The following is a 12,813-nucleotide window of genomic DNA, read 5'->3' as shown; positions in this document are numbered from 1 at the left end:
GGCAGTTTATTTCCGCGCCCGTGGCAACACAACGGTGAACACCGCGCCGCTCCGGTCATCGCGATTGTGTGCCTTGATCGTTCCTTTGTGCGCGTCAACGATCTGCTTGGATATCGACAGGCCCAGCCCCGAATGATCGCCGAAACTCTCGGTTTCCGGGCGGTCGGTGTAGAAGCGCTGGAAGATCTTGCCGAAATCACCAGTGATCCCCGGACCTTCATCGGTCACGGTCACCGTGATGTGCTCCGGATCGGTCGCAAGAGCCACCTTGACCGTGCCATTGGCAGGGGAGAACGAGACGGCATTGTCGATAAGATTGGCGAGCACCTGCGCCAGGCGGCTCTCATGGCCCATGATGATGGCCGGACCTTTCCCGCTCCGCTTCTCCAGTTGCACGCGCACGCCCCGGCCCGCAGCGATGTCCTTCTGGATGGACACCATGGTTTCTGCGAGCTTTTCAACATCGACGCGCTCGGCACTCTCGCGCGCCAGTTCGGCATCAAGGCGGCTGGCCGAGGAAATATCGGTGATCAGCCGGTCAAGCCGGCGCACATCATGCTGGATGATGTCGTTGAGCCGCTCCCGGTCCTCAGCGCGCTTGGCCAGGGGCAAGGTTTCGACGGCACTGCGAAGCGAGGTCAGCGGGTTCTTGAGCTCATGCGCCACATCGGCGGCAAAGCGCTCAATGGCTTCGATCCGGTTATAGAGATTATCGGTCATGCGGCGGAAGGCACCCGAAAGATGGCCGATCTCGTCCTGCCGGTCGGTAAAGTCCGGGATTTCCGCACGAGCATTGCCCGCAGTCTGGACGCGCTCGGCAGCCTCCGACAGGCGGCGCATAGGGCCGGCAATGGTTCCGGCCAGGGCCAGCGACAGCGCGATCTGCACCACGGCAGCGATCAAGGCGATACGCAAAATGCCCCAGCGTTCTTGGGAAACAATGGCGTCGATATCCCCCGGTGCGGTGGACAAGAGGATGGCACCCACGACCGATCGGACACGCTGCACCGGCACGGCCACAGAGACCACGAGCCTGCCCTGCCCATCCACCCGCACGAAATCAGCCGCCGCCCCGGAAAGCGCCGAGGCAACTTCGGGATAGCGATTGCCTTCATCCACGCCATATTCCTGGTAAGGCGGGAAATTGTCACCCGGCACCCAGCTCAAAACAGCGTTCCACCAATCCCACAGAAAGAAGCTGTCCTGCTGCTTGGTCTCGATCATCTGCCGCATGACTTCGCCGCGGGCATAGATGTTGTCGCTATCAAGGATCAATAGCCCGCCCTGGTCATAGATGCGGGCACGGGTGCGGGTTGGGGTAATCAGGTTGCGCAGCAAAGGGGCCACGCGTTCAGGATTAATCGGAAACTCGAGGCTCGGATCGTAGTAGGACAGGGGGGATACTGTGCCGTCCCCCTGCAACTGGAGAAGGCGATCAGGATTGACCGAGATCACATCGCTATCCACCGTTGCGGAAGCCGCCACAGCAGCGGCGATGATTTCTCCCTGCACGCGCAGTGATTGCACGCGCGCCTCGATCAGGCCAGCGCGCCACTGGTTGAGATACAAAATGCCGACCACCAGAACCAGCAAGCCAGCCAGGTTCAGCACAATGATGCGCTTGGTGAGGCTGGAAAATATCGTCAGGTCGAGGAAGCGATTGATCGCCTCGACCACCCGGTAAAAGGGCTTCGTCAGCATCTGCCGGCGGCGGCGCCGTTGCCGCATTGCCTTGGGCGGAGCTTTCCTCCCGGGCTTCTGCCACTCCCCAGATGCGTCGCCTTTCTGCTCCCGCTCGGGATCCGTAATGGTCACTGGTTTTCTATTGTTCCTTGAAGCGATAACCGACGCCGTAAAGCGTTTCGATCATCTCGAAATCATCATCTGTAGCCTTGAACTTCTTGCGCAGCCGCTTGATGTGGGAGTCGATGGTGCGGTCATCCACATAGACCTGGTCGTCATACGCTGCATCCATCAGGGCATTGCGCGACTTGACTACGCCGGGGCGCAAGGCGAGGGCCTGCAGGATCAGGAATTCGGTGACAGTGAGGGTGACACGCTGCCCTTTCCAGGTGCAAGTGTGGCGCTCTTCGTCCATCACAAGCGAGCCGCGCTCGATGAGCGCCTTGCCGGGCTGGGGTTCCCCCGTTGCACCGGCAGGCGCGGAAGGGTCGCGCGGTGCCGAACGGCGCAGGATCGCCTTGACACGCTCCACCAGCAGGCGCTGGCTGAACGGCTTGGTGATAAAGTCGTCGGCGCCCATCTTGAGGCCAAACAGTTCATCGATTTCCTCGTCCTTAGACGTCAGGAAAATCACGGGAACATCGGATTTTTGCCGGAGGCGGCGCAGCAATTCCATGCCGTCCATGCGCGGCATCTTGATGTCGAGAATGGCAAGGTCCGGTTTGTCGCTGGTCAGGCCTTCAAGGCCAGAAGCGCCATCGGTGTAAGTGGCGACCTGATATCCTTCGGCTTCCAGTGTCAGCGACACGGATGTCAGAATATTGCGGTCGTCATCTACGAGGGCGATTTTGGGCATGAGCTGCCTTTCTTGTTATAAAACGCATCGAAACGCGGGCCAGCTTGAGCTGGGCGCCTGCTTGCAAGCGACAAATACGCATTAAATAAGGCACAGCCAAGGGCAGAGGGGAGAACAACGGGCGACCCAGCTTGTTCCCCCGCTGCATGCAACTTCTGTCGTAAGACCGATTTCCTGATAGCCGCGCGCCATCAGCGGCGCCAAGTTTGCCGCCCATCGGCAGCCCGTCATGGCTGCAGCAACAGGCGGAGCTTGCCCCATGAATGCGTTCGATCACCAGGCCTTCCGGGAAGAATTATGTGCAAGGGCTGCCTCGCTTTCGCTTAACGAGACAGCGCCGGCGCTTGTCGCCCGATCTCTAAAGGCGGATGAATCCGAACTCACAGCATACGGCGCCCTTTCGGTACGAACCGGGGCGTTTACCGGCCGCTCGCCCAAGGACAAGTTCATCGTGCGTGACGCACTGACCGAGAACAAGGTGTGGTGGGACAATTGCTCGGCTCTTGCGCCGAAACAGTTCGATCTTCTTCTGGCCGATGCGGCAAAGGCTTTGGAAAGCGGCCCCCTGTTCCGCCAGGACCTGCTGGCCGGCGCTGACCTCGCTCATCAATACGGGGTCACCGTCCTTACCCCCAGCGCCTGGCATGCCCTCTTCATCCGCAATCTTCTGATCCGGCCGGGGGAGGGAATATCCCGGGGCAGTAATCCCACGCTCCTTACCATTGTGCACGCGCCCCAGTTCAAGGCCGATCCCCAGCGGCACGGCAGCCGCACCGAAACAGTCATCGCACTGGATATGAGCCGCAACATCGTTGTCATTGCCGGCACGCTCTACGCGGGCGAGATCAAGAAATCGGTGTTTTCCGTCTTCAACTTCCATGCACCGGCCCAGGGCATTTTGCCAATGCATTGCTCGGCCAATCTGGGCCAGGATGGCGCGGCATCCCTGTTCTTTGGCCTATCAGGCACGGGCAAGACGACGCTGTCCAATGATCCGGCACGCCCCTTGATCGGCGATGATGAGCATGGCTGGGGTCCGGGCGGCGTCTTCAACCTCGAAGGCGGTTGCTACGCAAAAACCGTCAAACTGAACGCACAAGCTGAACCCGAAATCTTTGCCGCGACCCAAAGATTTGGAACCGTGCTGGAGAACGTGGTTCTGGACGATGGCAAGATGCCTATGTTCGACGACGTTTCGCTAACCGAAAACACTCGCGCCGCTTATCCGCTCCATGTTCTGCCCGCCATTGCTCCGGGCAGCATCGGCGGCACCCCTAAAACAGTCATCTTCCTCACGGCCGACGCCTTTGGTGTTCTACCGCCACTCGCCCGGCTCACGCCCGAACAGGCCGTCTATCATTTTCTTTCGGGATACACCGCAAAGATCGCCGGCACCGAGCGCGGCGTAACCGAGCCGCAGGCAACCTTTTCCGCCTGCTTCGGCGCCCCATTCATGCCGCTGCACCCAAGCGTCTATGGCCAAATGCTGGCCCAAAAACTGCAAGAGACTGGTGCCGAAACCTGGCTGCTCAATACCGGCTGGACCGGGGGCGGCTATGGCGTTGGCAAACGCATCGACATCGCCTCCACAAGGCGCCTGCTGAGCGCCGCCCTTGATGGAGAACTGAATGATGCCCCCATGCGCACCGATGAACTCTTCGGCTTTAGCGTGCCGTTGAGCCTGCAAGGGGTGGACGACAAGCTCCTTACCCCGCGCCAGACCTGGCGTGACCCTGAGGCCTATGACCGGCAGGCCCTCCACCTTGCTGCCCTCTTTCGCGCCAATTTCGAAAAGTTCGGCACCCTGGCTAATGCGGCACCCGGCCCACACTTTGCCCAAGCCGCGGAATAAGCACCGGGCGCCATGGCGCCCGGTTCAAACGTACCAGATGCCGTCGGAGATCTGGGCTGACACATTGCCCTGGTTTTCAACACTTTCCGAAAAGCTCGCCAGCACGCGCTCGCGCCCGAAGCCGCGCTCGAGTTCCGCCATCCAATAGCTATACCCCTGCGCGTCGGGCGCGCGGTCAAGGACATTGCCATAGAGCAGGTCGAGAAACGCCTGGTTCGACACCGTGGAGGGCGATCCATAAGTGTCGCGGAACTCCTCCGATATAATGAAATTGTTGGCCATCCACGCCAGATCGCCCAAGCCCGCATCGAGCTCGCGGATCCAATAGCCCAGCCCTTCCACATCAGGCGCGCGGTCAAAAGCCGCCTGGTAAAGCCGGTAGGCCTGTCCAGCAAATCCATCGACATCGAATGCCAAGGTCCAGTCGATAAACTCGACACGCTCGATCTCGGTCATATGCATGTCATTGGGATTGTTGGAGGCACCCAGCAGATACCGATTGTCCCCGCTCCCCATGACCGAGCGGATAGCGCCCCGGCCGAAATCCACATCCAGGATGTCGAACCCCGTGCCACCAGCCACCGCAAATTTCTGCCCGCTGATGTAGATCCGGTCATTGCCGCTATCGGCAATCACAACGTCCGCTCCACCCAGGCCATAGATTATGTCGTGCGCACCCGTGCCGATCAGCGGCTCCGCGCGCGACGTGCCGCGCTGGGTCAGGGTGAAACTGCTCGCATCCCAGTGCCAACTCGACACTTGGGTGCCGTCGGAAGTCGGAGAGCCATAAAGCGCCTGGATGGCTCGGATATCGAAAACGCCCAGTTCAGTGGGCGAGCCATTATAGGTCATCACCGTGTTGGCGCCGGTGTCTAGATCCGGTGCCAATTGTGGCTCGCTGCCATCATGCGGATGCTCCAGCCCAAGCCTATGGCCGATCTCATGCAGCATGACATGGAGATCCACACCACCATCCTTGTCGAGCCAAATGCCATTATACCCATCACCGGGGGAGTAGAGATGGTAGCCATTCACGTCCTGGAAGAACATGGAGAACGGATAGCTGCCTTGCCCAGCGGTAAAATCATCAAGGTCATAAACGCCGACCTCGATGTTCCCCATGCCCGAAGGCGCCTCAAGAAAAGTTATCCCACTGACCTCAGCCCAGGCATCGAGCGCCTGCCGGAACAGCGCGCGCTCACCTCCATCAAGCGTCCGGAAATAATCAGGATCGTCGTAAGCGATCCCGTCATTGCGCGGCGGCCGCTCGTCGGCAAAGGAATAGGTGAGGAACACGGGCCGGGCGGTTATCGCGCCATTGACGGGCTGGTTCCAGGTCCATGCGGACGAAAAGAGTGCGGTGTGGTCACGAACAAACGGCATATGGCCCTCGCAAGCTGCCGGTTAACTAGGCTGCCGGGACGTGCTTGGAGTCAATTTCGGGCGAAATACCTATGCGCTAGGCTGCGAGGTGCGCTTGGGCTAGCTTCATGGCTGGCAAGCATTGCAGTGGAGGAGCGATCATGCACCGGATCTACACCACCAGCGTCGCCAGCGTTTACCCGCATTATGTCGCCAAGGCGGAGCGCAAGGGCCGAACCAAAGAGGAGGTCGACCAGATCATTGGCTGGCTCACAGGCTATGATTCCGCAGCGCTCCAAAGCGAGCTGGATCGGCAAACCAATTTCGAGGATTTCTTCAGCAAGGCGCCTCGCCTCAACCCAGCGCGCAGGGAGATCAAGGGGGTGATCTGCGGTGTTCGCATCGAGGAGATCGCGGAAGATACGATGCGCGAAATCCGTTACCTCGACAAGCTGGTAGACGAACTCGCCAAGGGCCGTCCCATGAGCAAGATCCTGCGCCAGTAACGTAGGATCTCATCCAAACCGGCATAGAGAAGGATCAGTCCTCCTCCACAAACACTTCCTTGCGCTTGCGGCGGATGCCGGGCAGCACAGCAATGATCACTGCTGCCAGCGCAAGCGCCAGCAGGGTCGCCGAAATGGGCCGGGTCACGAACACCGACGGATCACCGCGCGAGATGATCATTGCTCGCCGCAGATGCTCCTCCAAAAGCGGCCCAAGGACAAAGCCAAGAAGGAGTGGCGCCGGCTCGCAGCCGAAGCGGATCAGCACATATCCAAGAACACCGAAAACCCCGATCGCATAAACATCGAAGATGTTCTGGTTGATGGAATAGCATCCAATACAGGCAAACAGCACAATGGCCGGAAACAGCGCCCGATAGGGGATGGAGAGCATCTTCACCCAGAGCCCGATCAGCGGCAGATTGAGCAAAACCAAAAGAACATTACCCACCCACATCGAGGCAATAATGCCCCAGAACAGCGCCGGCTGATCGTTGATGACATTGGGGCCAGGCGTAATGCCCTGAAGGATAAACGCGCCCACCATCAGCGCCATGACGGGATGGGCAGGAATGCCGAGCGTCAAAAGGGGAATAAACGAGGTTTGCGCCGCGGCATTGTTGGCCGATTCCGGACCCGCCACCCCCTCAATGGCGCCCTGGCCGAACTCCTCGGGCGTCTTGCTCAAGCGCTTTTCGGCTGAATAAGACGCAAACGAACTCAAAATGTGCCCGCCGCCGGGAAGAACACCGAGCAACGATCCCAGTGCCGTACCACGTAGCACCGGAGCCACGATGCGCCTGATGTCGTCCTTGGAGAGCCACAAATTCTTGACGGCTTTCACCATCACGTCACGTTCTTTTTCGTTCTCCAGATTGCGCAGGATCTCGGCGACGCCGAATACGCCTACGGCGACTGACACGAAGTTAAGCCCCGAATAGAGCTCGCGAAACCCGAGGGTAAAGCGTGGCTGGCCGGTATAGATATCCTGTCCCACCATGCCGAGCAGCAGGCCCAGCACGATCATGGCCAGCGCCTTGAGGATGGACCCATGCGCCAGGGCAATCGAGACCAGCAGGCCAAGAACGATCAGCGCGAAATACTCCGGCGCCCCGAAATTAAGCGCCGCTCGGGCAAGGGGCGGAGCGAAAAACGCCAGCAGCAACGTTGCGACCGTGCCGGCAAAGAACGAGCCCAGGGCTGCGGTGGCGAGTGCCGGGCCTGCCCGTCCTCTTTTGGCCATCTGGTAGCCATCGATTGCGGTCACCGCCGACGAGCTTTCCCCTGGCAGATTGATCAGGATCGCCGTGGTCGAGCCGCCATATTGCGCGCCGTAATAAATGCCCGCGAGCATGATCAGCGCCCCGGCAGGCGAGAGGGAAAAGGTGATGGGCAGCAACATGGCAATAGTTGCCGTTGGCCCGATGCCTGGAAGGCACCCAACCACCGTGCCCAGCAGCACGCCGATAAAGCAGTAAAGGATGTTGGTCGGGTCGAGCGCGACGGAGAACCCAAGGCCAAGCGAAGCAATGATATCCATGATGGGTTCCTACAATGGCAGCCAGGGGCCAAACCACGGCACGCTCATGCCTAGCCCGACAACAAAGATCAGCGTGCACATCACGGTCAGGGTGACGGCGAGCATGGCTGCAAAAACGGGTGAATTGAGCCGGCTGGACATGGCCGCCACAAAGCTCGACACCAGGACAACCGGCACGAAGCCAAGGCCCCGGATCGTTGCACCAAAGAAAACGATAACGCCGATGATCAGGATCAAGCCGCGCCAGGGCCAAACTGGCGCCTCTTCGCTGTCCGGCTTGTTCCAGCCATTGGCGGCAATCGCGAGGCCCAGAAGCGACAGGGCTGTACCCAGCATGAGCGGCATGAAGCCCGGCCCCATGCGGAAGGCCGTCCCGATCTCATAGGTCAGCGATTCAAGCGCGAAATACGCCCCCGCTGCCACAAAGATGCAGCCGGAAACCAGATCCTTGGTCTCAAATTTCGAAACGGCCACGGGCGCCCCTTTCGCTGTGATTGGTGGTGTAGTCGGCTCATCTCGCCCCGGCCTGTGGAAGCACGCCGAGAGCCTCCCGCGGCTGGAAAACCGTGGGAGGCGAGAATGATTGCGCAGCAGGCGGGACTAGTCGGCGTAAACGCCGGCCTCTTCGATCACGCCGCGCCACAGCTCGATCTGGCTCGAAAGTGTTTCGGCCAAGGCTTCTGGCGTTGCTTCTTCCTCGCTGACCGGAACCGTGCCCAGTTCCGCAAAGCGGCTGACAACGGTTTCGTTTGCAAGAGCGGTCTTCAAGGCCGCTTCAAGCCGTTCCACAATGGCCGCGTCCGTGCCGGCCGGCGCATAAAGCCCGTGCCAAACACCAATTTCGAGCTCGAGCCCGCTTTCGGCAGTGGTTGGCAAATCTGGCAGATTGCCGAGGCGCTCAGGCGAGGTGACGGCATAGGCTTTCACTTCACCTGCCTGAATCTGCGATGTCGTATTGGTGGTCTGGTCGCAGATGAAGTCGATTTGTCCGCCTATGATGTCCGTCATGGCCGGGCCCGAACCCTGATAGGGAACCGTGGTCATCTGCGTGTCCAAGGCATCCATGAACAACATGCCGCACAACTGGCTGGCGGACCCGATGCCGGCATGGGCATAGGTGATGTTTTCGCCGTTGGCCTTCACATAAGCCACCAGTTCTTCAAGCGTGTTGGGCTCGAAATCCTTTTTGGCAACCAGGGTCATGGGCACGGCGGTGATAAGGCCAACAGGCTCGAAATCGGCCGTCGGGTCATAGGGCAGGGAGCGATAAAGCGTTGGCGCGGTCGACATGCCGATATGGTGTAGCAACAGCGTATAGCCATCATTTGAGGCTGTCGCGACCTGGCCGGCGCCAAGCGTGCCACCGGCGCCGCCCACGTTCTGCACCACGACCTGCTGCCCCAGATCCTGGCTCATCACCTCGGCAACCAGACGCGCCACGGTATCAGTTGGACCCCCGGCTGCAAAGGGCACAACTACGGTGATCGGCTTTGTGGGATAATCCTGCGCAAAAGCGCTGCCGGCGAAGGGCAGGCCTGCAAGCAGCACGCCCGCGGCAAGGGATACGAGTTTCTTCATTATTGTCCTCCCGACGAAATGGCGCGGACTTCTGCCGCACCTATCCCTTGCCATTGCAAACAGCATGCCAGACCTAAAACGCAAGGCAGGTATGCACACTCGTTGCAACGTGCTAGCACCTCAGGGCAAGATCTTGCCAACTGGCGCGGTAGGTCGGGGCAATTTCTTGCCAGGGGAGAGTGAGTGCCGGGGCATTTTGCAGTTCGTGATCTTGTGAAGCGTCGCCATTTCGCTTTGGGCGCAATGGCTTTGGCGCTTGTGGCTGCAATGGGCTGGCTTGCGTTCGAGCTGGCCCTGAACGGAGCCATGGCCAATGCGGGCCAACAAGCCGAACGACGCCTCGCCCTCTTTGATCGCACGCTCGCCGCGATTATCGACCGCTATCATTATCTCCCTTCATCCATTGCCCTTGCCGCCGAAGCTCGAGCCGTTCTTGAACACCCCGACGACAGGGAGACCCGAGAAACCGCCAACGCCTTTCTGTCCCGCCTGAACAATAATGCCGGAGCGAGCGAGCTCTTCATCATGGCCACCAATGGCGAAGTGATCGCCGCCTCTAATTGGTGGGCCTATGACAGCTTTGTCGGCGAAAACCTGGGCTATCGGCCCTATTTCGAGCAAGCCATGCGCAGTGGCAGTGCCAAGTTCTACGCCATCGGAAACGTCACGGGCGTGGCCGGTTACTTCCTGGCTCGCCGCATCGACGGCCCTGATGGGCCGCTTGGCGTCGCCGTCACCAAGATCAATTTGGGGGAAATAGAAGCCAATTGGTGGCTCTCGGGCGAGTTGATCGTCATTGTTGACGACAACAATGTTGTTATCCTTTCCACCCGCCCGGACTGGCGCTATCGCCCTTTCACCACGCTAAGCCCCGGCACGCGCGAGCGGATCAACGCCGAGCGCCGCTATGGAGAGGGGACACTCCTTTCCAAGCCGGTCGCCGTGGAGCAATGGCGATCGCACGACCGCCCCTTTGCCACCCTGGATGGCGGTGATCCCGACACCGAAGGTGGCTTTCTGGTCGACGAACGACGCCTGCCCGCTCAAGGCTGGCGCCTGGTCTCGTTCACCCCCACAGCCCCCCTGTTCCGCGACGCCGCGATTGCCGCAGCCGCGGCATCACTGGCCGCCGCAGCCCTCCTCCTGCTCGCCATACTCGTCCTGCAACGCCAGCGCTTTGTTGCCCAGCGCCTTGCCGAACATGACCGTCTCGAGCAACGTGTCGCCGAGCGCACGGAGGATCTCCATATCCTCAACGAAGCCTTGCGCGCTGAAATCGCAGAGCGCATCAAGGCTGAAAAAGCCCAGCAGGAAGCTCAATACAGCCTGGTGCAAGCGGCCAAGCTGGCGAGCCTTGGCCAGGCTCTTGCCGGCGTCGCCCACGAAATCAGCCAGCCTGTTGCTGCCCTCACCACCCATTTGGCAAGCGCTAGGCTGCTCGCGTCCCAGCGGCAGGAGCCCGCGATCGCTGCTACCCTTGATACCATGGACAAGGTCGTCGATCGCCTCGCTGCGCTAACCGCTCATCTCAAGACCTTCTCGCGCAAGCAGACCAACACGGAAACACAGCACGCCGAACTAGGGCACGTCATAGCCAATGCTTTGGATCTGCTCGATCACAAGCTCAAAAGCGTCGACCTCGACTACACCCCGCTGCCCCATGCCATCACTGTCCGCGGCAATCCCGTTCACCTTGAACAGGTGCTGATCAACCTCCTGTCCAACGCCGTGGACGCCATGGAACAAAGCCCTCTTCGCGTGCTCTCCATCAGCCTGGCCCAGCAAGATAGCTGGGTTAGCTTGCTGGTAAGCGATACCGGCGAGGGCATTGCGCCCACTGCCCTCGGCAATGTTTTTGATCCCTTTTATTCCACCAAGGAAGCTGGGCGCGGCCTGGGCCTGGGGCTTTCCATCTCCTATGGCCTGGTGCGCGATCTGGGCGGTGCCATCAGCGTCGATAGTCGCCCAGGCGAGGGCTCCACCTTTGCCGTCCGCCTGCCTCTCGCCACTCATTCCCTCCCGACCCCGGAAGCTGCGCAATGACCAAGCCCGTTGTTTTGATTGTTGATGACGAGGACATGGTTCGCACGGCGCTGGAGCAATGGCTGAGCCTGTCCGGCTTCGTGACCCACGCAGCACAAAGCGCCGACCAAGCCCTTGCCATGCTCGACACCATCCACCCACAAGTGATCCTTTCGGATGTACGCATGCCCGGCCTCTCCGGCCTTGATCTGCTGCCCATCATGCAGGAGCGCAGCCTAAGCGCCGAAGTGATCCTGATCACCGGCCATGGCGACGTGCCCATGGCCGTGGAGGCCATGCGCGGAGGGGCCTTCGATTTCCTCCAAAAACCCTATGCGCCCGACCAATTGGTGCAAACCATCCGTCGCGCTGCCGAACAGGCCCGGCTCAAGCGCGAAGTTGCTGAACTGCGCCGTAGGCTCGATGGCGGCGATACCGAACTGTCCACGCGCCTCGTGGGCTCGTCTCCCATCATGGAAGATCTCCGCCGCGCCGTGCGCGATCTTGCCCCCATTCCCGCCGATGTCATCCTTGTGGGTGAAACCGGCACCGGCAAGGAAGTGGTCGCCCGGTGCCTCCATGATTTTTCCCCACGCGCCAATGGCCCCTTTGTTGCAGTCAACTGCGCTGCCATCCCCGCTGAGCTGATCGAATCCGAACTCTTTGGCCACGAAGCCGGCGCCTTTACCTCGGCGCGCGAAAAGCGCGTGGGCAAGTTCGAGTACGCCAATTGCGGCACACTTCTGCTTGATGAAATCGAATCCATGCCCCTGCTTGCCCAGGCAAAAGTGCTCCGCGTCGTTCAGGAGCGCATGGTTGAACGCATCGGCTCCAATCGCCAGATCCCGCTCGATATCAGGATCATCGCCGCTGCCAAGATCGACCTTGCCACCGAAAGCGAAGCCGGCCGGTTCCGTGCCGATTTGTTTTACCGGCTCAACATGGCCACCATTCACCTGGCGCCCCTGCGCCAGCGCGGCGAGGATTGCGTGCTGTTGTTCCATCATTTCCTGGGGCTCGCGGCGCAACGCTTCAACAAGCCAGTTCCAACGCTTCATCCTGCCGATATCGATGCCCTGCTTGCCCATTCCTGGCCCGGCAATGTGCGCGAACTCAAAGCCGCCGCCGACCGCTTTGCCCTGGGCCTCGACATCACCGGCCGCTCCCTCGCGGCCATTCTGGGAACCCGCGCCAAGCCACCCGCTGCCTCCAGCGCCAGCCTGGCAGATCGCGTGGCCGCCTATGAGCGGCATGTGATTGAAACCGAACTTGCCCGCCACAATGACTCCATCGCAGCCGTAGTGGACGCCCTTCAGGTACCCCGGCGAACCCTGAGCGAAAAAATGGCGCGCCTGGGTGTCCGCCGCTAACCCGGCACATCATCGATGAGGTCGCGGGAACAAACCAAACATTC

General features: G+C 60.5%; 10 protein-coding genes. 4 read left to right on the top strand and 6 right to left on the bottom strand.

Annotated elements, in window-relative coordinates:
• Positions 1-6 precede the first annotated feature (6 nt).
• Both DDE77_RS04505 and DDE77_RS04500 read right to left on the bottom strand, forming a co-directional pair.
• The gene (locus DDE77_RS04505) at positions 7-1,728 is read right to left on the bottom strand and encodes a stimulus-sensing domain-containing protein (RefSeq protein WP_108396225.1); all 1,722 of its coding nucleotides are present in this window, start codon (positions 1,726-1,728) and stop codon (positions 7-9) included.
• A 94-nt stretch (positions 1,729-1,822) separates the two neighbouring features.
• The gene (locus DDE77_RS04500) at positions 1,823-2,539 is read right to left on the bottom strand and encodes a response regulator transcription factor (RefSeq protein ID WP_108396224.1); all 717 of its coding nucleotides are present in this window, start codon (positions 2,537-2,539) and stop codon (positions 1,823-1,825) included.
• A 259-nt stretch (positions 2,540-2,798) separates the two neighbouring features.
• Here DDE77_RS04500 and pckA point away from each other — a divergent pair, with 259 nt between their 5' ends.
• The gene (gene pckA / locus DDE77_RS04495) at positions 2,799-4,391 is read left to right on the top strand and encodes a phosphoenolpyruvate carboxykinase (ATP) (protein WP_108396223.1); all 1,593 of its coding nucleotides are present in this window, start codon (positions 2,799-2,801) and stop codon (positions 4,389-4,391) included.
• A gap of 24 nt (positions 4,392-4,415) precedes the next feature.
• Here pckA and DDE77_RS04490 read toward each other — a convergent pair whose 3' ends face one another.
• Positions 4,416-5,774 carry a DUF4214 domain-containing protein gene (locus tag DDE77_RS04490; RefSeq protein WP_108396222.1) on the bottom strand — a complete coding sequence of 453 codons (1,359 nt, stop codon included), beginning with the start codon at positions 5,772-5,774 and terminating at the stop codon, positions 4,416-4,418.
• A gap of 140 nt (positions 5,775-5,914) precedes the next feature.
• On the opposite strand from DDE77_RS04490, the gene DDE77_RS04485 reads away from it, so the two are divergent.
• A complete protein-coding gene (locus tag DDE77_RS04485; protein ID WP_108396221.1) occupies positions 5,915-6,259 on the top strand; it encodes a DUF2200 domain-containing protein in 345 nt (114 codons plus the stop codon).
• Positions 6,260-6,293: 34 nt separating this feature from the next.
• Here DDE77_RS04485 and DDE77_RS04480 read toward each other — a convergent pair whose 3' ends face one another.
• From DDE77_RS04480 to DDE77_RS04470, 3 genes are all read right to left on the bottom strand, one after another.
• A complete protein-coding gene (locus tag DDE77_RS04480; protein WP_108396220.1) occupies positions 6,294-7,799 on the bottom strand; it encodes a tripartite tricarboxylate transporter permease in 1,506 nt (501 codons plus the stop codon).
• Positions 7,800-7,808: 9 nt separating this feature from the next.
• Positions 7,809-8,273 carry a tripartite tricarboxylate transporter TctB family protein gene (locus DDE77_RS04475; protein WP_157959669.1) on the bottom strand — a complete coding sequence of 155 codons (465 nt, stop codon included), beginning with the start codon at positions 8,271-8,273 and terminating at the stop codon, positions 7,809-7,811.
• Positions 8,274-8,399: 126 nt separating this feature from the next.
• Positions 8,400-9,377, bottom strand: a complete 978-nt coding sequence (locus DDE77_RS04470; RefSeq protein ID WP_108396218.1) for a tripartite tricarboxylate transporter substrate-binding protein — start codon at positions 9,375-9,377, stop codon at positions 8,400-8,402.
• A gap of 183 nt (positions 9,378-9,560) precedes the next feature.
• On the opposite strand from DDE77_RS04470, the gene DDE77_RS04465 reads away from it, so the two are divergent.
• A complete protein-coding gene (locus tag DDE77_RS04465) occupies positions 9,561-11,420 on the top strand; it encodes an ATP-binding protein (RefSeq protein ID WP_157959668.1) in 1,860 nt (619 codons plus the stop codon).
• On the top strand, positions 11,417-12,769 hold the full coding sequence (locus DDE77_RS04460) for a sigma-54-dependent transcriptional regulator (protein WP_108396216.1): 1,353 nt from the start codon (positions 11,417-11,419) through the stop codon (positions 12,767-12,769). The genes DDE77_RS04465 and DDE77_RS04460 overlap by 4 nt, the downstream gene beginning before the upstream one ends.
• The last annotated feature ends 44 nt before the right edge of the window (positions 12,770-12,813 follow it).

It is taken from the genome of Devosia submarina (genome assembly GCF_003056345.1).
Classification (GTDB): domain Bacteria; phylum Pseudomonadota; class Alphaproteobacteria; order Rhizobiales; family Devosiaceae; genus Devosia; species Devosia submarina.
The sequence above is the reverse complement of the archived record's forward strand: the minus strand, read 5'-3'. Positions and strand labels throughout refer to the sequence as shown.